The 24,023-nt window shown below is 31.6% G+C and carries 18 protein-coding genes; 6 read left to right on the forward strand and 12 right to left on the reverse strand.

The window, feature by feature from the left end; translation table 11 throughout:
• Positions 1–2 precede the first annotated feature (2 nt).
• From SD960_RS20855 to katG, 3 genes are all read left to right on the forward strand, one after another.
• Positions 3–1,352 (forward strand): HlyD family secretion protein, encoded by a 1,350-nt coding sequence (locus SD960_RS20855; protein WP_318805796.1) that lies wholly within the window; start codon positions 3–5, stop codon positions 1,350–1,352.
• A 1-nt stretch (position 1,353) separates the two neighbouring features.
• Positions 1,354–2,751 carry a TolC family protein gene (locus SD960_RS20860; RefSeq protein ID WP_318805797.1) on the forward strand — a complete coding sequence of 466 codons (1,398 nt, stop codon included), beginning with the start codon at positions 1,354–1,356 and terminating at the stop codon, positions 2,749–2,751.
• Between the two features lie 463 nt (positions 2,752–3,214).
• The gene (katG, locus tag SD960_RS20865) at positions 3,215–5,479 is read left to right on the forward strand and encodes a catalase/peroxidase HPI (RefSeq protein ID WP_318805798.1); all 2,265 of its coding nucleotides are present in this window, start codon (positions 3,215–3,217) and stop codon (positions 5,477–5,479) included.
• Positions 5,480–5,536: 57 nt separating this feature from the next.
• On the opposite strand, the gene SD960_RS20870 is transcribed toward katG, so the two are convergent.
• Positions 5,537–7,516 carry an ATP-binding protein gene (locus SD960_RS20870; RefSeq protein ID WP_318805799.1) on the reverse strand — a complete coding sequence of 660 codons (1,980 nt, stop codon included), beginning with the start codon at positions 7,514–7,516 and terminating at the stop codon, positions 5,537–5,539.
• Between the two features lie 109 nt (positions 7,517–7,625).
• Positions 7,626–7,829 (reverse strand): hypothetical protein, encoded by a 204-nt coding sequence (locus SD960_RS20875; protein ID WP_318805800.1) that lies wholly within the window; start codon positions 7,827–7,829, stop codon positions 7,626–7,628.
• Between the two features lie 103 nt (positions 7,830–7,932).
• Between SD960_RS20875 and SD960_RS20880 the strand changes: the two genes are divergently transcribed.
• A complete protein-coding gene (locus tag SD960_RS20880) occupies positions 7,933–8,109 on the forward strand; it encodes a hypothetical protein (RefSeq protein WP_318805801.1) in 177 nt (58 codons plus the stop codon).
• Between the two features lie 43 nt (positions 8,110–8,152).
• On the opposite strand, the gene SD960_RS20885 is transcribed toward SD960_RS20880, so the two are convergent.
• Complete coding sequence (locus tag SD960_RS20885; RefSeq protein WP_318805802.1) at positions 8,153–8,866, reverse strand: LytTR family DNA-binding domain-containing protein; 714 nt, start codon at positions 8,864–8,866, stop codon at positions 8,153–8,155.
• A gap of 96 nt (positions 8,867–8,962) precedes the next feature.
• Between SD960_RS20885 and SD960_RS20890 the strand changes: the two genes are divergently transcribed.
• Positions 8,963–9,619: a response regulator gene (locus tag SD960_RS20890; protein ID WP_318805803.1), complete on the forward strand. Its 657-nt coding sequence runs from the start codon at positions 8,963–8,965 to the stop codon at positions 9,617–9,619.
• Between the two features lie 203 nt (positions 9,620–9,822).
• On the forward strand, positions 9,823–9,969 hold the full coding sequence (locus tag SD960_RS23720; protein WP_413230386.1) for a TIGR04149 family rSAM-modified RiPP: 147 nt from the start codon (positions 9,823–9,825) through the stop codon (positions 9,967–9,969).
• A gap of 684 nt (positions 9,970–10,653) precedes the next feature.
• Here the strand turns inward: SD960_RS23720 and SD960_RS20895 are convergent.
• The 9 genes from SD960_RS20895 to SD960_RS20935 all read right to left on the reverse strand — a co-directional run bounded on the left by SD960_RS20895 (position 10,654) and on the right by SD960_RS20935 (position 23,364).
• Positions 10,654–11,403, reverse strand: coding sequence for an LEM-3-like GIY-YIG domain-containing protein (locus SD960_RS20895; RefSeq protein WP_318805804.1), 750 nt, complete (start codon positions 11,401–11,403; stop codon positions 10,654–10,656).
• Between the two features lie 412 nt (positions 11,404–11,815).
• Positions 11,816–12,370 carry a hypothetical protein gene (locus tag SD960_RS20900; protein ID WP_318805805.1) on the reverse strand — a complete coding sequence of 185 codons (555 nt, stop codon included), beginning with the start codon at positions 12,368–12,370 and terminating at the stop codon, positions 11,816–11,818.
• Between the two features lie 17 nt (positions 12,371–12,387).
• A complete protein-coding gene (locus tag SD960_RS20905) occupies positions 12,388–12,525 on the reverse strand; it encodes a hypothetical protein (protein ID WP_318805806.1) in 138 nt (45 codons plus the stop codon).
• A gap of 331 nt (positions 12,526–12,856) precedes the next feature.
• On the reverse strand, positions 12,857–13,741 hold the full coding sequence (locus SD960_RS20910) for a hypothetical protein (protein WP_318805807.1): 885 nt from the start codon (positions 13,739–13,741) through the stop codon (positions 12,857–12,859).
• Between the two features lie 71 nt (positions 13,742–13,812).
• Complete coding sequence (locus SD960_RS20915) at positions 13,813–14,676, reverse strand: hypothetical protein (protein WP_318805808.1); 864 nt, start codon at positions 14,674–14,676, stop codon at positions 13,813–13,815.
• Between the two features lie 232 nt (positions 14,677–14,908).
• Positions 14,909–16,435 (reverse strand): hypothetical protein, encoded by a 1,527-nt coding sequence (locus tag SD960_RS20920; protein ID WP_318805809.1) that lies wholly within the window; start codon positions 16,433–16,435, stop codon positions 14,909–14,911.
• A 793-nt stretch (positions 16,436–17,228) separates the two neighbouring features.
• Positions 17,229–17,399: a hypothetical protein gene (locus SD960_RS20925; RefSeq protein WP_318805810.1), complete on the reverse strand. Its 171-nt coding sequence runs from the start codon at positions 17,397–17,399 to the stop codon at positions 17,229–17,231.
• Positions 17,400–17,762: 363 nt separating this feature from the next.
• A complete protein-coding gene (locus tag SD960_RS20930) occupies positions 17,763–22,406 on the reverse strand; it encodes a DUF3320 domain-containing protein (RefSeq protein ID WP_318805811.1) in 4,644 nt (1,547 codons plus the stop codon).
• Positions 22,407–22,488: 82 nt separating this feature from the next.
• Positions 22,489–23,364 carry a hypothetical protein gene (locus tag SD960_RS20935; RefSeq protein WP_318805812.1) on the reverse strand — a complete coding sequence of 292 codons (876 nt, stop codon included), beginning with the start codon at positions 23,362–23,364 and terminating at the stop codon, positions 22,489–22,491.
• Positions 23,365–24,023: the final 659 nt, after the last annotated feature.

The following is a 24,023-nucleotide window of genomic DNA, read 5'->3' on the forward strand; positions in this document are numbered from 1 at the left end:
TCATGCTCAATATATCTAAAGATAATAATATACTCATAACTCCGGGACAATACGCTTCTATTACCAGCGTTGCCCGCAGGCCACATTACAAAATTTTAAACAGGGTAATAGTTGGGTTTTTACTGTTTGCTGTTGCCTGTCTTTTTCTACCGTGGACACAAAATATTTCAGGAAGTGGTTCTGTTACAACTTTAAAACCAGATCAAAGACCTCAAACCGTCCATAATGCAATTGCCGGAAGAATCGAAAAATGGTACGTTCAGGAAGGTGATTATGTAAAAAAAGGAGATACGATTTTGTTTATTTCAGAAACCAAAGAAGATTATTTAGATCCAAATTTGGTTGGAAATACAAAGGATCAGGTGGATGCCAAAAAAATGGCAGTAGAATCATACGGTGATAAAGTAAACTCACTTGATGTTCAGGCACAGTCGCTTAATACAGAAAGAGAATTAAAATTACAACAGGCACAAAATAAAATAAGACAGGCGCACTTGAAAATTAAAAGTGACAGTATGGATCTTGAAGCGGTAAAAACGCAGTTAAGAATCGCTACGACTCAATTTAATCGTTCGACAGCACTTAATAAGGAAGGTTTAAAACCACTTACAGATGTCGAACAAAAAAGATTGAAACTGCAGGAATCTGAAGCGTATATTATTACACAGCAAAACAAACTTTTGAGCAGTAAAAACGAGCTAATCAATGCGAAAGTCGAAATAAACCGCATCAAAGCTGAATATTCTGAAAAAATATCAAAATCAAGAAGCGATAAGTTTACGGCCTTAAGCACGCAATATGATACAAAAGCTCAGGTAAACAAACTGCAGAATCAATATGTAAACTATAGTTTAAGAAACGGTATGTATTATATTACGGCTCCTCAAAGCGGGTACGTAAATCGTGCTTTACTGGCCGGTCTTGGCGAAACAATTAAAGAGGGAACTCCGGTTGTAAGTATTATGCCTTCAAGCTATGATATTGCTGTAGAAACTTATGTAGATCCTATCGATCTTCCGTTGGTGCATCGTGGCGCAAAAGTGCGTGTTTGGTTTGATGGATGGCCAAGAATTGTATTTTCTGGCTGGCCGGGATTGTCTTACGGAACTTTTGGAGGAAGAATTGTAGCGATTGAAAATTTTATAAGTGCGAACGGAAAGTACAGAGTACTTATTTCGCCGGATGGTAAAGATCAAAAATGGCCTAAAGAATTGAGTATTGGTGCCGGAGCGCAAAGTATCGCGTTATTAGAAACAGTTTCTGTATGGTATGAAATATGGCGTAACCTAAATGGTTTTCCGCCAAATTATTACAAGTCGGATGAAAAAGCAAATGGAAAGGAGAAAAAGTAAAATGAGAAATAATATAAAATTCTTTTCTCTTTTATTTTTCCTGTGCTTTGCAAAATTATATAGTCAGGATTTTAATAAAGAGGAATTAAGTTATAGCGAATTTTTAGGATACGTAAAAAAATACCATCCGCTGGTAAAACAAGCCAATCTTGAAGTAAGTAATGCACAGGCAAAACTTATGGTGGCGCGTGGTGGTTTTGATCCAAAAATTGAAGTAGATTATAATAAGAAAGAATTTAAAGGAACAGAATATTATTCGCTGTTAAACAGCAGTTTCAAAATTCCAACCTGGTATGGAATTGAAGTTAAAGCCGGATTTGATGATACAGACGGGCAATATTACAATCCGCAAAATCGTACACCAGAGGCAGGATTAACTTCTCTTGGAATTAGTGTTGCTCTGGGGCAGGGAATGTTCATCAATCAGCGTATGGCCGATGTAAGAGAAGGTAAACTACAAATAAAATTAAGCGATGCCGAACGAAAATTAAAGGCAATAGCCGTTTTATACAAAGCAAGTGAAGCTTATTTTGAATGGAGGAAAAGCTTTAACGAAGCTGAACTTTATAAAAGTTATCTGGGTTTTGCAAGTACCCGTTTTGAAGGAGTAAAAAAACTGATCGAACTTGGTGATTCTCCGGCAATTGATAGTGTCGAAGCTAAAATTACAGTGCGAAACAGGCAATTGAATGTTGAAAACGGAAACTTGAAATTGGCCAAAGCGAGACTTAATCTTTCAAATTATTTATGGATTGAAAATGTTCCGGTAGAATTGGAAGATCATGTAAAACCGGAACAAAATTTAATTGAAACTGTTGAAGAAACGCTAAAAACAGATGCGATGATGGTAAATGTTGAAACATTGGAATCGCATCCTAAAATACAAGCTTTAGAAACTAAATTATCGATGTTGGAAATCAACAGAAAACTGAAAGCAAATTCGCTTTTGCCAAAGGTCAATGTTGGTTACAATTATATTTCTGAACCTGTTTATTTTGATTCTTTTAATGCCGATGATTACAAGTTTAATATCGATTTCAGCATTCCGATTTTTTTGAGAAAAGAGCGCGGAAGCTTAAAACTCGCCAAACTAAAAATGCAGGATTTAAAGTTTGATATTGATCAGCAAAGACTCGAACTCAAAAACAAAATAAAAGCACAGCAAACTGAAATTACATCTTTAAAAAAGCAAAAAGAAGTTATTGACAGTCTGGTAAAAGATTATTTGACCATGCTAAACTCTGAGGAAAAATTATTTTCATTTGGCGAAAGCTCCATTTTCCTGATCAATTCGAGAGAAAATAATCTGGTGAGTGCAAAACTGTCTCAAATTGGTATTGAAAACCAGTTTTATATTTCAAATGCCGAGTTGTATAAGATATTGGCAAATCCGGATTGATTTATTTTTTAATAGTTAATTCAAGTTTGTCAGTTAATAATTGTAGTCCCTACGGGACAAAAAATGGCACAAATAAATTGATTTCTACCAATATGTAATCTCTCCGAGATATTTTTTATTACTCCGTTAGGAGTTAAATATTGGTAGGATTAACGAAAGGCACACCCTGAAAATACCCCGTAGGGATTATATATTTTTTACAACCAATTTATTTGTTAATAGCAACTTGAATTTGTTAATTTTTTAATTGAGGAACCTGTAAATTTTATTTGCAGGTTTTTTTATATAGCTCATTTATAGATGAAAATTTTAGATAACAAACCAATTAAAACGTTTACAATAGATTTTATCTATCAAAGTAGATTGATATAATATTCATAACACATACATCGTTTTTATTTTGTTTGTAAATTAGTATCATCGAAAAATATACAAAAACAAAAAAATAAAAAATTTGTAAATCATGGAAAATCAATCAAATGACATCAGTAAGTGCCCTTTTCATAATGGCAGTATGGATAATGCAGCTGCAACAGGCACAAAAAACCGTGACTGGTGGCCCAATCAGTTAAAGGTAAGTATCCTGCGACAGCATTCGCCACTTTCGGATCCTATGAATAAAGATTTCAATTATGCAGAAGCATTTAAAAGTCTTGATCTTGAAGCTGTAAAAAAAGATTTGCACGCACTTATGACAGATTCACAAGATTGGTGGCCGGCAGACTTTGCTCATTACGGAGGTTTATTCATTCGAATGGCATGGCATAGCGCGGGAACATATCGTGTACAGGATGGCCGCGGTGGTGCAGGTGCGGGGCAACAACGTTTTGCTCCTCTAAATAGTTGGCCGGATAACGTAAGCCTTGATAAAGCAAGAAGACTTTTATGGCCTATTAAACAAAAATACGGACAAAAGATTTCATGGGCTGATTTAATGATACTAACCGGAAATGTAGCTTTAGAATCTATGGGTTTTAAAACTTTCGGTTTTGCCGGAGGACGTGCTGATGTATGGGAACCGGATGAAGCAGTTTATTGGGGTTCAGAAACGACATGGCTTGGTGGAGATGAACGTTATAGTGATGGTTCTGAAGGTGTACCAAAGGAACATGGCGTTGTATCTTCTGATGATGATGCAGATGGTCATGTTCACTCCAGAAATTTAGAAAATCCTCTTGCTGCTGTACAAATGGGACTTATATATGTAAATCCTGAAGGTCCTGATGGAAATCCTGACCCGATCGCTGCAGCCAAAGATATCAGAGACACTTTTGGACGTATGGCGATGGATGATGTAGAAACCGTAGCATTAATTGCAGGAGGACATACATTTGGAAAAACCCACGGTGCAGCTTCTTCTGATCACGTAGGTAAAGAACCAGAAGCAGCAGGTCTTGAATTACAGGGATTTGGCTGGCAAAATAGTTTTGGTTCCGGAAAAGGTGCTGATGCAATTACAAGTGGATTAGAAGTTACGTGGACAAAAACGCCAACGCAATGGAGTAATAATTTCTTCGAAAATTTATTTGGTTTTGAGTGGGAACTTTCCAAAAGTCCTGCAGGAGCGCATCAATGGGTAGCAAAAAATGCCGAAGCGATTATTCCGGATGCTTTTGACAGTAGTAAAAGACATTTGCCAACAATGCTTACTACAGATTTATCATTAAGATTAGATCCTGCTTATGAAAAAATATCACGTCGTTTTCTTGAAAATCCGGATGAGTTTGCAGATGCTTTTGCACGCGCATGGTTTAAGCTAACACATAGAGATATGGGACCTCGCGAGCGTTATTTAGGACCAGAAGTTCCGCAGGAAGAATTGTTATGGCAAGATCCTATTCCGGAAGTAAATCATGCCTTGATAGATGAAAATGATGTAGCGCAATTAAAAGAAAAAATAGTAAGTACAGGATTAAGTATCTCTCAATTAGTAGCAACGGCATGGGCTTCGGCTTCTACATTTAGAGGTTCAGATAAACGTGGAGGTGCAAATGGTGCGCGTATAAGACTGGCTCCGCAAAAAGACTGGCAGGTAAATAATCCTGCACAACTTAAACAGGTTTTAGACAAACTTGAAGTTATTAAAACAGAATTTGATGTAGCGCAAGTAAACAAAAAAGTTTCACTAGCCGATTTAATCGTTTTGGCAGGTTGCGCCGGTGTTGAAAAAGCAACAGGAAATACAGTTAAAGTACCTTTTACGCCAGGTCGTATGGACGCATCTCAGGAACAAACAGATGTTGAGTCATTTGGATATTTAGAACCTAAAGCAGACGGTTTTAGAAATTACAGAAAAACAAGATCAACAGTTTCTACAGAAGAACTTCTTATTGATAAAGCAAATTTGTTAACACTTACACCACCAGAATTGACCGTGCTTTTAGGCGGGTTGCGCGTGTTGGACATTAATACAGATGGAAGCAAAAACGGCGTTTTCACGCATCGTCCGGGTCAGTTAACTAATGATTTCTTTATAAACTTGCTGGATATGAATACCCAGTGGAAAGCAGTATCAAATGATAAAGAACTTTATGCAGGAAACGATCGTAATACAGGTCAGCCAAAATGGATTGGAACTCGTGCAGATCTTGTTTTTGGATCTAATTCAGAATTAAGAGCAATAGCAGAAGTATACGCAAGTGCTGATGCACAAGCAAAATTTGTAAATGACTTTGTTGCAACATGGAGTAAAGTAATGAACTTAGACAGGTTTGATTTAGCAAAATAAATGTTGCTAAACATCAATGAAAAGAGGAGATTTATGTCTCCTCTTTTTGTTTTTATATTAAAAAACAACTTCTATTGTAGTTCCATTTCCTAGGTCGGATGTTATTTTTAATTTTCCTTGTAATGCATGGGTTCTGTCCTCAATATTTTTTAATCCAATACCATATTTTACTTTTTCGATATTAAATCCATTTCCGTTATCCCAAATCCTAATTGTAATTTTATCTCCGGTTTTCAATAACATTATATAACATCTTTCGGCATTCGAATATTTATTGATATTTTGCAAAGCCTCCTGAATAATCCGGTAAATATGTATTTTATTGATACTTGATACAGAAAACCAATCTATATATTTATCTACAGATACATCAAACTTTGTGTTAAACTGATTTTTTTGAGATTCAACAAGGTTTGTCACTATTTCAGGAAAACTCTTATCTTCAAAAAGCAGGTTTTGTGTTAAATTATGCGAAACTCTTCTTATTTCATTCTCTGTTTTTTCAAGTTCCTTAATCAATAGCTCTTTTTTATCTGTTTGAATTGAATCTAGTTGAATAAGATTGAATCGGGTTGTAAAAACACTATTTACAATGCCATCATGTAATTCCATTGCAATGCGATTTCGTTCTTCATTGCGGGCCAATTCTGTTTCAGATTGCTGCTGTAGCATTAACTGGTATATTTTTTCATTTGCTTCCTGTTGTTCTTTAATATAAAACAGTTCTTTATTTTTTGATTTCAAACGATATATTATAAAGAACACAAATGAAAAAAGAATTACAATCCCAAAACCAATAATAATATTGCGGTTTCTTTTAGATAAAATTTCATTTTTTTCTTCAACCTGATCTGTTTCAAAAGCAATTCTTGCAAATTGATTTTTTGTTATTCTTTCAACTTTTTGCAGGCTGTCGTCAATTTTTAAATACTGATTTGTATAAAAGGTTTTGTTTTTGAAGTCATTCTCCATCAACAATTTTAAAGACTGAATAGTTAATTCGTTAGATTTTATTTTTTGGGATAATTCAAATCCTTCCCTGATGTAATTTAACGCTTTTACGGTATCTTTTTTAAATAGAAAATAATGCCCAATATTAATTTTATTAGATATTATAATGGGTTTTATATCAAGACTATCGCTTACTCTTAACGATTCGCTCAACATTTTATATACATTCGTATAATTTCCTGTTTTCATTTGAGAATACCCAAGATTATCCAGCAGCATTGCATACGATTTTGGATAATTTTGTTTTAAATCCTTGATTTGTAAAGCAGTATTATATAATTGTATTGCTTTTTTATGGTTGTTTAGTTTTTCATAAATCCGTCCCATATTATTGCAGCAGGAAATTCTTGACTTAATAATTTTTTCCTTCGGATAATTTTCTTTTTCAAGCTGATTTAATTGCTTTAAAGCGAGATTGAAATATCTTAACGAATTGGAACAATCATTAACTTCATTTAATGAAATAGCCAACAAAACATAAGATTCATAGATTAATCGTGTGTTTGTAGTTTTCGAAAGAAGTCGTAAAGCGCTAATAGCTTCAATTTCGCTTTCAGAAAAAATTCCGGCATCAAATAGAATTCCGGCTTTATACAATTGCGTTCTTCCTGAATTTAAGGTGTCTTTTTTTATTTTGTAGAGTCTTTCAGACTGCGAATAATAACTAAAAGCACTGTCTAATTGTGATTTCTGTTCATAATAATCGCCTAAAAAATAGAGTGCTTTTGCAATATGAGTAGTATCATCTTGTTTTAGTCCAAGATTGTAAACTTTTTTAACAGCAGTTAGAAATTTTTCATACTGGCCAATATTGTAATACTTGCTGGCAACTTTAAAATACAGATTTCTGGTAACAGAATCATTTTCATATTTTGATAAATAATTATAAATAGTATCTACTATTTTTTCTTTATTTTCATTTTTAAATGTTTCTGAATCAGAGTCTTTTAAAGCTTCAATTACTGCTTTTTTAAATTTGCTCGAATGATTTTTTTTGTGGCATGCTATAATTAAAAAAAAAACCAACAAGAATATTTTAGATTTTATCTTCAATGTTTTCGGAAAAAGTTTATCCAAAAATAGAGATTAATAACCAGATAATTAAGAAATATTATCTGGTTATTTAAAAAAAACATTACCCTTGATTTTTATCTTTATCAGATATCTCAAGTAAATTTTCAGGAGTTGTACTGTGTATAGTGTCAATAATTACCGATGGCGAAATTTGGTCGTTTTTTATTAAATTTTCTGTTTTTCCCTCTTCCAAATTGTCAGTAGAGCAAGAAGAAATGACAATCATAGCCGCAATAGAGCCAATAGCAAATAATAGCTTTTTCATAAAAGTAATGAATTAAATAATTAGTAAATATTATCCTGGGGCACTCTTCCTTGCGGAATTACCTTTTTGAAAAGCCGGGAAGTGACAATTCTAATTATTGAAAATGACATTACTTAAAAGCAATTCTTTCCCCATCTTCAATAATTTGTGGTTTATTATAATGACAAATAAACAGGAAAAAAGAGTTTTCATTTTTAGTTTTGCCCATGCTTATAGTGACCCTGATGATTACGATAGTTTAAGCTATAATCAAAGTGGTGAAAAGGATGATTTGAAATAAGAAGAATAATTTTATTCGTTTTAGAGAGACGAAGCAGTGTCTTCTAAATATTTATTTTTCTGATTATAGAATCAACATTATCTTTGTAAGTAAGTGAAAAAGGGAGTATTTCGTTGTAATTTAGGTAGCATTTTGATTTGCTGAAATGTATTCTTGAAACATGATTAATGTTTACAATATAGCTTTTATGGATTCGTAGAAAGTAAAAGGGCAATGTGCTTTCAAAATGTTTTAAAGTTTTGTAGGCATTGACCGTTTTTCCGTTATCCATTTGAATATCAGTTGTGTTGTTGTCTGCTTTTAAATAAGTTACATTTTGCAGCGCCACAAAATGATAATCACTATAAGATTTAATACAAATACTTGTTGCGAGGTTTACAGGGTTTTTCTTTTCAAATTTAAACAACAATTTTCCTAAGTCATGCAACTGTAATGACTCTACGATATAGTCAGAAAATCCGGATTGTATTGCTTCAAACGCATAATTGGATGATGCCGCCAAAGCAACAAAATAGGGTAGAGATTCTACATATTGAAATAACTCTGTAATGGTTTTAAAAAGTACAGCTCGCTCTTCTGGTTTTGCAGGAATTTGTACAATTACCAATTGTGGTTTTAGTTTTATGATTTGGTTTATTGCCATTTGATTATCTTTGGCTACACCGGCACAAAAATAATTAGGAAAATTCTCAAAAAGTTCTAAGGTTTTTTTAGCATTGGAGGCATTGTCATCAATAATAAGAAAGGAAAACCGCATAAAATTAAACTAATAATAAGAAGCGCAATCTAGAAAAGTTTAAATTTTTACTGTTGCAGAAAAACTGCCTATTTTGTTAAAGTTAAATTTTAATTAATGAATATACTTGTAGTAGATGATCATCCAATGACTGTAGAAGGCTATATTAATGCACTTTCAGGGGATTCTTTTGCGTCAGATAAACCGCATTTCACAAAAGCCCATAATTGTAAAGAAGCTTATTTTGCTATTACCAAAAGTATCGCTGCAAAACAATCTTTTGATATCGCCATAGTTGATAAAGGATTGCCTGCTTATGAAGAAAAATCGATCTTTTCGGGCAGTAATTTAGTTTTGTACATTAAAGAAGTTATGCCAAACTGCAAAATCATTATGATCACGGCACATACCGAGATAATTATCGTTTATGATATTGCAAAAAAAGTCCGCCCGGAAGGTTTAATTATAAAAAATGATATCACTCCGGAAAAATTGCAGGAAGCAGTATCAGACGTAATGCAAGGCAAACAATATCAAAGCCTGACTGCAAAAAAATGCATCAATGAAATTTGGAAAAAAGAATTAATGGTAGAAGATTACAACCGTCAGATTATATTTTATTTATCCAAAGGTTTTAAAATAAAAGAACTTGATGGTGTTATTTGTTTGACAACAAGCGCCATTCAAAAACGTATTCTCCGTATGAAAAAAGTCTTTGACGTAACTGATGATTCGGGATTAGTGAAAGAAGCCATAAAACAGGGATTTATTTAAGTGTACTTCACGATTTTAACATATTTTACTTATAAATAACCTTCTTTGTTAAAGGTTGTTTGCGATATATCAACATTCCATTTCTTCTTTATATGTTTGGTAAGAGTTATTCAAAATTAACGACTACCAACGTGCACTTTGGATTAGTTTCTGAGATTTTAGATAGTTTTTCAACTATTTTATAATCATCAAAAAAACCTTAGATGAAAACAATAAGCCTAAAAAACGTTAAAAATGCATTGAACAGAGACGAAATGAGAATAATTTCCGGGGGGTCATTTTCTTGTTATTGTAATGGATCTTACAACTGTCAATCTGGATCAGTTTCAGATTGCGTTGGTAGATGCTAATCTGCTAAAATGCAATATTTGATGATTAAGGCTGATTAACTTCAGCCTTAATCTATTACAATCATATTCTAAGTTTAGAAAATTTTAATAAAGGACTCACTTTTATCAATACTAAAACCATTTGCAAACTATTGTAGTTTAGGAACTATTGCAGACGGAAAATATTCAATCAAAATTTGTTCAATAAATCAGTACCGAAATTTGAGAATAGCCGAAAAGATTGTTATATCAGTTTCGTGATATATTTAGGACATAAACATATACACGGGTAAACTTTTAAGACTTGTTTAAAAGACAAAAAGCCTGTAAACATTGAGTTTACAGGCTTTTTTGTGGAGTAGAAGACATTAAAATCGAACACTTAATTCCTATTTTGATGTTTATTGATAAGCTCTTTAAAAAGCCTTCAAGCCATTGTGAATAAAGACCTTTTAGCGAAATGAATACTTTATTTATGATGCTTTATCTTTCTACTTTTTTTATTTTTTTCTGTCAAAATTGATGTCTTTTTAGTTGAAAATATCCGTTAAAATTTAACTAAGGTGTTCGACAGTTGAACACCTTGAAACACATACTTCAGGGTAAGTTATTGTTTAGAAATAAATGCCAAGATAATTTTGCAGTCATACATTAAATTATGCTGAGAGAATGACATCATTTGAAATTAAATTACTCAGCTGGATGTTACTTTGAAAAGTTATATTTTACAGGATTAGATGCTCCTTTTTTTCTGTATTCTTCTGGAATTCTTTTTCGCATATATAACTCTTGTACATTATTTTCTGCTACTTCACCAATAAAACCATATCTTTTATTGGAATGGATTTCAAATTCAGGGAAATACTGTTTTCTAGCTAAATGCCATTTTAAAGGTTTAAAAACTCCAACTATAATTCCCTTTTCCAAAGCTAGGACATATTCAGCTTTTTGTGCTCTTTCGAGATCTAGTTTCCACGCAAATCTTACAGCATCGTAAATATCTCTATCATTTACAGTCCTGTTTATACTTATAAGGAGAACTTTATGCTCTAATTCTGCAATCTCTGCCTTATATCTGGTTAATATTTCATATGCATTCATCGGACCAATTTCACCACTGTAATGTCCGCCAACTTTATTTGTTGTTCCAGGAAATGCATCTATTAACGATGCTTCAACGTGAAATGCTGTTGAACTTTCCAAACCATGTCTAATGATGTGAATTACATCTAATCCGCACTTTGTAATATCTCTAATTCTTTGATACTTTAAATCAAAATCCTCCACACCTTCGTCTTCTGAAACGGAACATTTTAAATGTTCAAAAATTCTATTTCCTTGACCTTTGCCAATATAAAATGTTTCTCCATTTCTGGGGTCGATTAACCTATAAACATAATAATTTAACTCTTTGATGACTTCGGAAGGGAATTCTTTTATTTTGAAATTATTCATATTTTAAAATATATTATCCAATATTAGCTTTTACTACATTAATTTACCCAAGTTTTGCCCAGTAGTTTGAAACAAATATGCGAAACTATTTTTCTCTCTATTTCAATGTTAAGTTTTAAAGTTGTACATTTTTGAATAATCAAAATCTGGAATTTTATTTTCAATTTCAGCCAGTATTAACCTATTAGTATATCTTGCCATTCCTCTTCCATTAATTTGACTATTTTCATGTACTGAACTCACTATGTCCTTCAATTGATCTTATGTAAAATCTGCTAGATAGGGCTCTATAATCTGATGGAAATTAGAATCGGCAGTGTCATAAAAGTTACTTTTTGAAAAAATAGCAATGGCCAGATCAAGATATTGTAATTGCATATCAAAATCCTTATAAAGAACTTTTAATTTATCTTTAGTTTCTCTTGATAATGTAAATCCATTTCCTTCCCTTTATTAGCTGAATTATATATGTATTGAAATCAGAAATGGAATTGAATATAAACCAGCTTAAGAATTTATATTCTAAAGAATTTTTAATTTCATAATCTATATGTGCTTTATTTAACTCGCTCAAAGTTTTATAAACTTTTGGATTGTCAAAAAGAAAGTTGAAAAAGTATTTTGTACATATTCCGCGTAAAACACCGTCAAAATTGGACACTTCATTCTTTATGAATTTTAGTATTTCGGTTGAGTTCAATCCATAAATTATTTTAAGGGTTTGATAGTTTATTTCACGATTTAAATCGCAATCGTCATTTTCAAGTTTAAACGCAAGTTTCCAAATTTTCTTAAAAATGTCGTTTAAAGTTTCCTGTCGAAGATTTTTAAAATACTTAGCATTTAAAAATCTTTTTAAGTTCTTTTCTTCAGTGAAACGATCACGGTTATTTGATAAATCGTTTAAGAGTTCCGTGAAAATTTTAGTTGATAGTATAGGCGGTTTAGTTAATACGCCTTGTAACATATTTACAATATGAGATTTTACATTCTCTTTACTGGGCTTAAAAGAATTGAAGTTTGATTTAGTACAGGATGGGCAGATAAATGACGGTGTTTGTGTAATTGATTGATGTTTTCTACATCAGAAATTTCAAGTAATTTTGTTCTTTCAGCAATCATTTCTATTAATTTATTTTCCCAATCTGGAGATTTTGGATTTGCTTTTTGAAAACCTTCAATTTCTAAAAGAATTTTTTTTGCAACAGCGTCATTATATACATCACGTAATTCTTCTAGTTTGAATATAAGGTCACTTATGACAACAGAGCATTACTACTGAAGAGCGAAAACAATTGGTGTAATATGTTTGAATTACTTCTTGAAAATATTCTCTTGTTTTACTGCTAAATATATTTTCAACAAGATTTTCTATTGAATGTTCACTCATCTTTTTTTTTTGTGGCATTACTACAGGTAGTGTTATGTTAGTTTGTATATACTGTTAGATTAATCAGCTTATTGATTGCAATATTTGATTTTCTATTGTCAGCCACGTCGGGTGCGGATTAAATGTTGAAATTACCTTGTAAGCCTGCTTGTAAACGGTGTCAGTAATTTCTCTTCTGTCTGGTCGAAAGCAAAAAACCGAGTTAGTCGTTCTAACAAGTTTTAATCCCTCGCCATCAACTAGTACATAGTAGGTTGAGGTTGTGTATAGGCCCAAAATTCTTGTGGCGCGAGCCAGATTATCTCTAAATATATCTTCTAAAATAGGTTCGCTTTCTTTCAGTTTATTTTGTAAATATGTTTCAAAGTCATTGTGGTCTTTAAAAACAAGACGTTCAGCGAAATTCAAACAATCATCAACTGCTAAACCAAATATACCATATCTGTTGCTTTGATTTAGTCTTGTCGCAAAATCTCTGATATTATTTTGTACTTGATTTAATGTGTTTGGGTGTTTGCATTGAATATCGATTTCGCCATATTGTAGGTCTTCACCTATTGTGTCTTGAGGCAAATCAATTTGAATTTGGTTCTTAATTAATTGACTGGCAGAAAAGATTTCAAATTCAAAGTCTTTAAAGAAATGTTGCAAATTCGGGTCAGCATTTCCGTATTCATATTGTCCAGTGTTCATTGCTCTTAACTGAATTGTAAAATCAATATCTGAAAGCCATAATTTTTTTAAAGAATTCACAAGGGTATACAAAACTGTAATTGGTTTGATTTGTTCTTCTGTTACAACTTGCAAACTCAAATAAAGTTCACAGTCATTAATTAGTTTTTGAAGTCCTGTGTTAGCAATTAACTGAACCTGATTTTTCTTGATTGCGTATTTTAGAAAAGTCAAGTCTCCTTTTATTTGTGCAGCACTATAAATTTGTTCATACATAAATTATTTGTCTTTTTAATTTTTTTTAATGAGTAATGAGAGATGTTTTCAGTTTGACATAGTCTATCTTATTAGTCATCATCCCTGAAATATTCTTGCTGCTCTTCTGATGTAATTGAAAATGAATAATTGTGTGTGTCATTATAGATGAAATCATCAATAATCTCAATAGACTCAAGCCATCTTGAAATTCTATAACAGTCAATTTTATTTGAAAATGCCTGCTCGATATCAGATGGAAAACAATCTACACCTTGAGAAGTTTGAGATTTTCTAAAATGTTCGATTGTATGGTCAAGCAAGTTTGCTATAAAATAAGTGTCTCTGAAATAATCCACATTTTTTCCATCATCTTCATTTTTTGGAATTTTTCCAATCATTAGCTCATATTTGGTATCGGGTATTCCGTCAAATTGGAGATTTAAATTTATCAATTTGCCAATTGCATGTCCTAGGGTTTGATTGTCTCTAAAATATTTAAAAAAATATCTATAATAAACATTTTCGCATTTTTTTTCTTTTAACATGTCTGCTATGTCTTCCCAAAATTTTACCTCAAAGCTAAATGCATTATTGGGAATATGGTTCGTATTTATATCTCTTACAAATCCCTGTGTTACTGTATCTCTGCTCAAAGTAGTATATAAATAGTATTCTGATATTGATGGATTGAATTTTAATGCTTGATTAACTTCTGCAAGTAATTCTGTTAAGGTGAAAGCGCTATTTGTTGAGCGAACTTTACATTGAATACCGATCCAGTTGTTATTATCGAGTCTCCTACAGAAAACATCTATACCGTCTTGTTTTTGTCCAGGTCTTCCATGAACACTAACATTATTTAAATTAGTATCACATTTTAAAATATCTTTTGACAAGTCTTCTAGAATGGTGTCATTTTCAACCTTAGGTATTTGAATAAATCGTAAGTCCATTTTTTTTTTGTTTATATTTAGCAAAAGCCACTTGATCAATATTTCTTTGAGCAGCTTTAATTTTATTTAGGATTCATTTTGATTTTAAATAATGAATACAAGTTTATGTATTATGGTTCTCCATCCAAATATTTATTAAGCACAACTAATCATCTAAGAGACATTTGGAGAATTACAAATTTAAAATAGCCCAAAAACTAGTTATTTAAAGTAATTGTTACTAGCTGACAATTCATTCTTTTTTGAATGTTGTTCCAGTATTTAAATCCTTTTGAATTTGTTCTAATTGTTCAACGGTAAATCGCTGTTGCTCCATGTTATATAAATCTTGAAAAAGAAGATCGAAAGAGCTGTCAATATTATCTTGTTTTAACCAATAATCAAATTCAAATTCAGAAAGAACAAGTATTTCTGAAAAATGGGATAATATCTCTGGTGACTTTGATACTATTACATAAGTGTGATTTGAAGGAATATCATAGTTTAAGCTTTTTGTTTTCAAATGATCGATTCGTCGATTTACCTTCTTTTCCCATTCATTTTTCAGATATTCTAAGCGTTTTTCCATTGCTTGAAAATCGTGGAAATATACATCAAGTGGAATACTATGATTTTTTGCCTCAATTAATAAAAAATGATTGTTAGAGTTTTTTAATATTAAATCAATATCTCCAATTTGTTTTTTTCCATCGTACAACTCTCTTTCCCTTTCTACCTCAGAATAACCGTATTTGGCAGCTTTATCTGCAAGTTTATCTACAAAAAAATCTGAATCTCGCTTTTTATATTCTTCTTTATGTTCTCCCGCTTCTAGTAATGAATAATGTGAATTAATGAAAATTGAATCAAGTAATAATTCAGGACTCACTATTATTTGCTTGCCATAATCTAGTAATGGTTGTCGTGCGATTAGATTATATCTAAGTTGTTCGATATCGAATTCATCCAAATTAAAAGATAATCTTGAAAGAATATGCTCTATCTTAACTCCAAAATGGTCAAATAGATCTACCTTGTTTATTATCATTGCTTTACCAAAAGCTAAAATAGTTCCTAAAGCCTGTACATCTACTTTCCCATTTTCTAATTTTATTAATTCGTCCTGATTTAATTGAGCAATAACTTTATCCAGTATATAATTAATTAGTTGGATAAATTCATCTAACGAAATTTTAAATTCTAACTCGAAAATATCGCCAAAGGGTAAATAGTTTGCTTTAAATTTTTCTAGGAAATTATTCTTAGCTTTTAAATCATCTCGATCAAAGTCGTTGGCTCTATTAACTCTAAATGAATACTGAAAATATTTGTAAAGAGTTTCATCTTCTAAAATATTTGACATATCAATCCTAAAATAACGATCTCTTTCTCCTGAAACTTGGATGTCGCTAAATAATGTGATGAATGATAAATTTTCATATTTTGAGTTCATACTCAAAACTATATCATTCAATACGATAGGTATATTTGGATCTATTAGATTATTTTCATTAAATTCTCTCTTTGAGAATTTATGAAGAACTTGAATTAGATATTTATATGAATCAGTAAAATGATTTCTGTAAACAGATATAATTTTATCATCTTCATCTTTTTTATTTGGAGAAAAATTTAATAGACGAATTATATGGAGGTAGTGTAAAAAATAAAACAGCTCTCCCATACCGCAATTTTTAGATAACTCTAAAATTCTTAAAATATCTTTTTTTATTTCGAGCTTTAGTTTATCTAGAGCTTTTTCTTTATCGGTTTTTTCCATTGATAATAGTTTGGTTTCTAGAAATGGCATTTAATCGTTATACAAGCATTATAATTATTAATGTATAATGCTAAAAAGATTAACGAAACAACTCTCTAGGAGTTTGTAACAAATCTCTAAAAAACTTTTTTTTGTTTTACGGCTTTCCTTAATATTTATTAAAATAGTAGAATTAGACTAGTAAGTACTGTACAAATAAGATATTTATATGGGATATCATAATTAATTCTCATTTATCTCTAATTTAAGATTATACATTCTGTGGTAAACTAAAGAAGAATAAGCGTAATACTCCATAATTATGATAAAAAATCAAACAAAAATACTAAGGGCCGTTGCCTTTAAATATTCAATCCTTACTCAAATAAACATGCAAAAAATAGATTTCTGATTTAACAAATTCTACGTATAGATTAAGTTGATATTTTTGATTCCATCAATTAGAGCAATTACTTTATCTAAGGTTTCTTTATTTAGTAAATTGGAATTTTTAGAGTTTTCCAAGGATTTCAATAACATCAGTTCTTCCATAAACTATAATTTGATCTCCTTTTCCTGTATAGTTAAAACCACCATTATTGAGACTTATGTATTCTGTTTTTTGGGGAAAGTCTCGTTTTAAATTTATTAAAACATATTCTTTCTTTCCTAATTGTAAACGAATCTCGGGAGCCTTTTTTTATCTTCCTTTAATTCGGTTATATACAATTTCGTAGTTTCTCTTTGAATTTTTTTTTTGATTTCCAATGCATATAATTGTAGTAAAATATTTAGACTTAATTTATTTTCAAACTTACTTCTTAGATGATCCCGATGATTTTGAAGCCCCTGATGATTTTGAGGAACCATTTGACTGCGAAGCCCCACTTGAGTTATTGCTTCTTCCGTCACCAGATTTATTTCCTGTAGTTGACGGCCATCCTCCACCGTTGCCTTGTCCTGATTGACCTGTTTTATTTCCCATGAATTTATAGGTTAATTTGTACTGTGTTTTTTTAAATTTTTTATTGAATTGAATTTTTGATGATTTATTTTCTACTTGATTCGATAATTTTAATTTGTGTGATTAATGCGAAAGTGCTTTAGATTTGCCAATCTATACCAAGTTCTTTCAAGATTAATTTTGCAACTCTTTCAAAATTTGACCAATTACCACACATTTCGGGGCTTAATGATATTGTCAAAACTTCAACATTTGCATTGATCTTCTAATTTACTTGGCAATTCTAATTATAAATTCATCGCTAAATAATTGGAAATACCTGTTTCCATCGTAATAAGTAAAAAACTAATCTATACCAAATTAATAATCCATTTTTGGTCAGTGTTATATCAATTTTAAAAACTCTCCATCTTTTTTAACAATTTTAGATTTGACTGCTTTTTCGATGGACTGTAATATATGGTTTCGCATATCTTCTGTAACTCTTGCAAATCCAAAAAGTTTCGCAATTAAGATTACAGCATTATCTGCCTGAATAGCGATAGAACTTTCAACAACTTTAATGATTGCCAAGTTAGTCTCTTCATCAGAAATAAGATTTAATTTTTTTGAATTTGGACTAAGTAAACTTCTATCTCTTATTACTGGTAAATGATCTTCAAAATGCCAAAGAAAGTCATCCTTTTTTTTGATTAATCCAGTTCTTACAGCATAATTTACTGCATCTGTGATAGATGATCTAACACGACTTCCAATTTTTGAAATGCCATTTGCATCGGCAATTCGACGAGCCATTTCTTCAAAATGAACAGGACTTTCTACTTTGACGACTTCATGTATCCATGCTCCAAGTTTTCCGAGGGAATACGTATGGATTTCTTGATGGCAAACTTCAATAGGAAGAGAAGCTTTTATATAGGGAGGGATTGAATTATCAATTTCTTCAGGTTCTTCTCGGACAAGATTTTTTAAATCTTCCATTAATTCTTCCTCAAGTGCATCATTATGTTCAACTTGATTTTTAGCATTTTCGATAGTTTCTATTAAAAGTCTTAGCTCTCCGTTGGGATTGCGGAACCAATCAGTGCTCCATACATTAAATAATTTCCACCCCATGCTCTCAAGGACTACAGTTCTCAATCTATCTCGATCCCTAGCTGATTTTGCAGTTTCATAAGACTTTCCGTCGCAGCATATTCCAAGAATATATCTTCCAGGATTATCATTATCTACTATTGCCAAGTCAATATAAAATCCTGCAGAGCCGACTTTTTCTCTCACGATATAACCATTATCGCGAAGACTTTGAGCAATAATTTCCTCAAATGGCCGTGGTTTAGTTATTATTTCTTCCTTGTCGCTTTCGAATTTCCCATGCTGTGCATAATATAGAAAACTTTTTAATGCTCGAATACCAAATTTTGCATTTGGTCCAGGATTCATATCACTAGCTGTAATGTTTGTGAATACTTCACATCTGCTTTTTGCTCTTGTAATTAAAACATTTAGTCTTCGTTCACCACCTTCATTATTTAGAGGGCCAAAACTCATAGGTACTTTGCCGTCTTCAGTTCTTCCATAACCAATACTAATAAAAATGACATCTCGTTCATCTCCTTGAACATTTTCTAGATTTTTGATAAAAAGAGGTTCAGTAAGGTGGCTCCTAAAGAAACTTTCAACTTCAGGATTTTTTCTTCTTTTTACTTCAAGTGCATTTTGAATAGCTTGCATTTGCGCAGTGCTAAAAGCAACAACGCCGAGACTTAGCTTCGGATTATTTAGCGCATGGTTAATAATAGCATCCGCAACTTTTTCAGCTTCTTTAGGGTTGGTGCGTGTTTTACCTTTGTCATAGTAAGTATCTGGCAGGTGATTAAATGCTAAACCCATTTTACTTTTGGATCCGGGACTTGGAAAAATTATTAATCTATTTTCGTAAAACTCCTGATTTGACAAGTTAATTAAGGATTCATGTCTACTGCGATAGTGCCAGCGCAGCATACGCTGAGGAGCTCCTTGAGAATCACACATTCCAAGGATGCTCTGCATATCAGCAGTTACGTTTTCTTCATCTTCAGTATCGGTATTTAGTTTGTCAAAAAAACTTGTTGGAGGCATTTGCTTTGTATCCCCTACAACAACTATTTGTCTTCCACGTAAAATAGCACCCAAAGCATCAACAGGACGTACCTGGCTGGCTTCATCAAAAATAACCAGATCGAAATCAATACTATTTGGAGGGAGAAAATTTGCAATTGACATTGGACTCATCATTATAACAGGTTTAATTGCTTGAATTGCCAGCCCTGCTTCCTGCATAAGTTTCCTAATCGGCATATGTCTGGCTTTGCGATTAAATTCACTTTTAAGTACATTAATTTGTCCGCCGCCTTCCTGTTTTGGTAAACTTTCCCAATGTTTAAGAGCAACTTTGGCGCGATTATAGAACTGATTAAGTACATCAAGTCGTTTAAATTTTTCGATGACTTCTTCATGACTTGATCTTTCAAATTTTCGAAGCTCTACACTATTAGTCATTGCCTGCTCAATCAAATGTTCATACCAAGTTTTTTGTATAGCTGTTTTTAAATGCAAAACAGCATCGGGCCAGTTATAAACTGCTCTAATCAAATAATCGGCTCCATTTCTTTCAATCTCTTCTTTCATTACGTTCCAAGATACTGCCTGATGTATTTCAGATAGATTTTCGAACCATTTTTTTATTAAACTTTGCTGTTTGGCTAAACTTGTATTTAGTATCTGATTATCTTTTAAATCCAGTTTTTCTAAAAGCGACTTTAATGAAATATTTTGTTTTTCTAAAGAATTCTCTAGATTAATTAAAAAGTCAGCAGCAACAGAAGAATCCTGATTTTTGCTAAGAAAGGATGGAAATGTGTTTGATATTACGTCATCTTGAATAAGAAGGTGTACCTCTTGTAGATATTGAACTGCTTTTTTAATAGTCTGCCAATCTGTTCGTTTCTTTTGATATCTGCTATCAAATAGTTTTTGCGCTAAAGGTTCTAAAGATAGGAGAGAGGCTGCAAGTCGCTTTCCTTCCATTAAAGCATTAACATACTCTAATTTTGTGTTTAAATCTGAAGGTACAGGAGTTGTGAGAAGTGCTGATAATTTTTTTACACTATTTTTATAATCTCCTATTAAAAATTTGTACCACTTACTGCCATGTAAAATTAAATTTTGCCTGATTTCAAGCAGATCATAATCCCAAGCTTCTGGAATAACTAAATTATCATATTGTGTATGCAGTTCATTTAGTCGAATTCCAGTTTCTAATAATTCAGCAATATCAGCTTGATTATTAAGCCAAGCAGAATCGGTTATATTCATGGATGTGAGGCCAGGATTCTCAGCTGCAGTTTTTATAGTTTTTAATAATAGCTTAACATCATCTATTTCTGTGGACGGATTAATTTCAACATAATTTGAAACGGAAGTAATAAGAGTTATTGCCTCATTTGTATCTTTAATTACAATTTCTAATAATTCTTTTGAGGTTTCCTCATCTATTGGGAGGAAAATTTTTATATTAGTTCCATAAAACAGCAAGTTCTCAGGTTGTCCAATTTTATCTAATCTTACCTGTATTTTTTCAGCCAGTAATTCAACTTCTTTAATCTTTATAGAATCCCATACGTTAATATTTTCAACGTGGATTTTTGGGAATTTATAATCTTTATTATTAGTTGTTATTTTTAGTAAATTTCCCATCACTTCCTGTGCTGAGTAACCACTTTTTGAAATTTCAGAATTTACAGAAGTACAATATTGATTAAGTTCATTTATCATAGGATGAAGAAATCTAATTTCTTCTTCCAAACGAGTCATTGTAGGCTTGCCTAAATCAAGTATTCGTTTTAATTCATTATGTAATTCTCTTTTGTTTGCTTTGTGGCTATGTAACTCTAAGCATGCTTCTCCTAAGTTAATACTGTCTAATCGTCGTTTTACAACTTCTAATGCGGCCATTTTTTCAGCAACAAAAAGTACTTTTTTTCCATTTCCAACAGCATTTGCTATAAGATTTGTAATTGTTTGTGATTTACCTGTTCCTGGAGGGCCTTGTATTACCATGTTACGCCCTTCATGTACAGCAAGCATGGCAATTACTTGTGAACTGTCGGCATCTACCACTTGCATAAGCTCATCTGCATTCGTATCATTGTCAAGATGATGTTCTTCACCAACTGATGGTTGAGGTTCATTAAATCCAGTATCGAATAAAGATTGTAAAATATTATGGTTGAATGGTTTTTTATCTTCTGGCCATTTTGCACTGTCTAAATCTTGATAAATCATAAATTTACCAAAAGAAAAGAATCCTAATTCTATTGCATCCTCTTCAACTTTCCAATTTTCAATATGGCTGATCCGTTCTTTTATAATGCTGTAATATGTTTTAAGATCTAGTTCTTCTTCCTCCGGTAGATCAGGAATAGTGATGTTGTAATCCACCATCATTTTTGCCTGCAATGATAGATTTGTTCCGATTTCAGTACCACTATATCTTAAACGAAAGCGTTCATTTGCACTGGAACGCTCAAGTACGACGGGAAGTAAGATTAATGGAGCTTTTCTTGTATCGTCACTATTTCCTTTTTCATACCAATTTAATATTCCTAATGCAAGATATAACATGTTGACACCCTGCTCTTCAATGCTTGTTCTTGCAAAATAATAAGTATTTAGTATTTTAGTTTGAAGCTTGGTTTCTGTTTCATTGGTCTGTAATCTGGTATCATTATAAGCATCTTGTATTTGCGGTTCGGTAAGTTCTGGAAGTTCAAATAATTCATCATCTTCATCTTTGCCTGGGCGTCCTAAAAAAGTCATTGCTTTATTCTGTCTTACCAAGATATCATATATCGATGAAGATTGTTCTTGTACAATTTGTAAGCCTTTAACTTTGGATGTCTTATAGTTAAGTAAAGTATTGCGCATTCCTAGATCTAAAAGTTCTTTACGAGATGCTTCCAATTTAGGTAGAATTGATTCAGACATATATTAAGATAATTAAGTTTCCTAAGTTATTAAATAAAACACTACAAAAAGAGAAAGACAATGCTTTAAACTTTTAAAAAATTTAGGAAAGGGGAGTACTATTTATTTTTTGACTAATTTGATGTATAGCAACTTTAAGTACCTGCCAAGAAATTTTAGAAGTGTTATGGTCAGGGTTAAAACGATTTTTTACTTGTTCACCTGGGTGTATATAATTCCGAAAATCTCTAAGAGAATGACTGAATTTTTTCACGTCCTCATTGAGGTATCCGACTTCACAGGAAACTTCTATTAAATTAGCTAGAGTCCACTCACTAAGATGTTTTACTCTGCCTTCTTTTGTAGGAGCTTTAGAAGCTGTATTGTAAACTCTAGGGTGTTTGTTTGCAATTCCGTTTAATAAACCTTCTAAAGTACTACCGCATAAAAATATGACAGAAAGAGGAGCTTCGACACTCAAACATTTTTTGATTTCTGAAAGCCTTAGGTTAAGCGTTTCAGTAAGTGAAGTTTCTAAATTCAATGTATCTAATCCTAATTCATCGAATTCTTTTTTTAGAAAATCATCTTCTATTGAATTTGCTTTAGAGTTTGTTTCTTCAAAAATTATTTTGTCGGCTTTACCAAAACTTATTGTAGCTCCATCACGTATTACTTTCCAACTATCAAAAACAAGGAATTTATTAAAATCATCAATCATTTTATCTAGATGAGTAAAGTTTCCAATGAAATTTACTGGAGCAAAGAGTTGGATAATGCATTTATCCAGTTCTGGTGTTCCATTAATTTTACTTAGTTTTTCATCAGTGAATTTCCATCTGGATGGAAAACCTTCACTATAAGAATCGTTAAAACCTAAATTATTGAAAAACGTAACCAGTTTCGGACCGGTTCTATATTCGGTTTTCTCATTGATAAGCTGTCTTAACTTCTCGAGTGTTTTCTGATGTAAAATCATATTGCTTTATTTAGCTATTTAATGAAATCATTAATTTAAGATAATTGCAAAAATTAGAAATTTAAATTTAAAGTTTTTACGGAAAAACGTAATTGTAAAATTTATTTTAAAAATAAAAATCGAATAGGAGTGTCTTTGCAAAATGGATTTTTGAATGTTTAATAAAGATTAAATACAATTAACAATTAAAGATTGTAAATCACTAAATATAAATGCCTTGTTTAAATTAGTAAATAAATCTTTTAATAGTAAGCTGAAAAACGTTTGCCATATTGAATTTTTATAGTTTAATTGAACTAAACTATAAACAACAAGTTTTAGAATTTAATTTCTTTCTTTTTTTACGGAAAACTACAATTTATAAATTAACACGTTGTCATCAAACTTATAGATTTAGTTACTTAAATTAGTCAGTGTAAATACTCGTTTTTAAAACATAAATTTATAGAAAATTCTGGCTTTACGTAATTTATGAGGTATAACCTAGCTCTAAGCCCCTCTCATTCGCGATAAACTAGTTTTGACTGAATATTTCGTCCGTAAAAAATGTTTATAAGAGTAATAAATTACATTTATCCCTCTGTGTTTTGTTCCATTCAAAATTGGATATGTAAATAAAAACTAGAGATGAAGACAAGGATGCAATTTGCACCCTTAAT

The sequence above is a fragment of the Flavobacterium sp. MMLR14_040 genome, from assembly GCF_033657265.1.
Lineage (GTDB): Bacteria > Bacteroidota > Bacteroidia > Flavobacteriales > Flavobacteriaceae > Flavobacterium.

Coding starts and splice junctions, on each gene's coding strand:
- SD960_RS20855 (WP_318805796.1), top strand. CDS start 3: ATGCTCAATATATCTAAAGATAATAATATACTCATAACTCCGGGACAA.
- SD960_RS20860 (WP_318805797.1), top strand. CDS start 1,354: ATGAGAAATAATATAAAATTCTTTTCTCTTTTATTTTTCCTGTGCTTT.
- katG (WP_318805798.1), top strand. CDS start 3,215: ATGGAAAATCAATCAAATGACATCAGTAAGTGCCCTTTTCATAATGGC.
- SD960_RS20875 (WP_318805800.1), bottom strand. CDS start 7,829: ATGAAAAAGCTATTATTTGCTATTGGCTCTATTGCGGCTATGATTGTC.
- SD960_RS20880 (WP_318805801.1), top strand. CDS start 7,933: ATGACATTACTTAAAAGCAATTCTTTCCCCATCTTCAATAATTTGTGG.
- SD960_RS20885 (WP_318805802.1), bottom strand. CDS start 8,866: ATGCGGTTTTCCTTTCTTATTATTGATGACAATGCCTCCAATGCTAAA.
- SD960_RS20890 (WP_318805803.1), top strand. CDS start 8,963: ATGAATATACTTGTAGTAGATGATCATCCAATGACTGTAGAAGGCTAT.
- SD960_RS23720 (WP_413230386.1), top strand. CDS start 9,823: ATGAAAACAATAAGCCTAAAAAACGTTAAAAATGCATTGAACAGAGAC.
- SD960_RS20895 (WP_318805804.1), bottom strand. CDS start 11,403: ATGAATAATTTCAAAATAAAAGAATTCCCTTCCGAAGTCATCAAAGAG.
- SD960_RS20900 (WP_318805805.1), bottom strand. CDS start 12,370: ATGTTACAAGGCGTATTAACTAAACCGCCTATACTATCAACTAAAATT.
- SD960_RS20905 (WP_318805806.1), bottom strand. CDS start 12,525: ATGATTGCTGAAAGAACAAAATTACTTGAAATTTCTGATGTAGAAAAC.
- SD960_RS20910 (WP_318805807.1), bottom strand. CDS start 13,741: ATGTATGAACAAATTTATAGTGCTGCACAAATAAAAGGAGACTTGACT.
- SD960_RS20915 (WP_318805808.1), bottom strand. CDS start 14,676: ATGGACTTACGATTTATTCAAATACCTAAGGTTGAAAATGACACCATT.
- SD960_RS20920 (WP_318805809.1), bottom strand. CDS start 16,435: ATGGAAAAAACCGATAAAGAAAAAGCTCTAGATAAACTAAAGCTCGAA.
- SD960_RS20925 (WP_318805810.1), bottom strand. CDS start 17,399: ATGGGAAATAAAACAGGTCAATCAGGACAAGGCAACGGTGGAGGATGG.
- SD960_RS20930 (WP_318805811.1), bottom strand. CDS start 22,406: ATGTCTGAATCAATTCTACCTAAATTGGAAGCATCTCGTAAAGAACTT.
- SD960_RS20935 (WP_318805812.1), bottom strand. CDS start 23,364: ATGATTTTACATCAGAAAACACTCGAGAAGTTAAGACAGCTTATCAAT.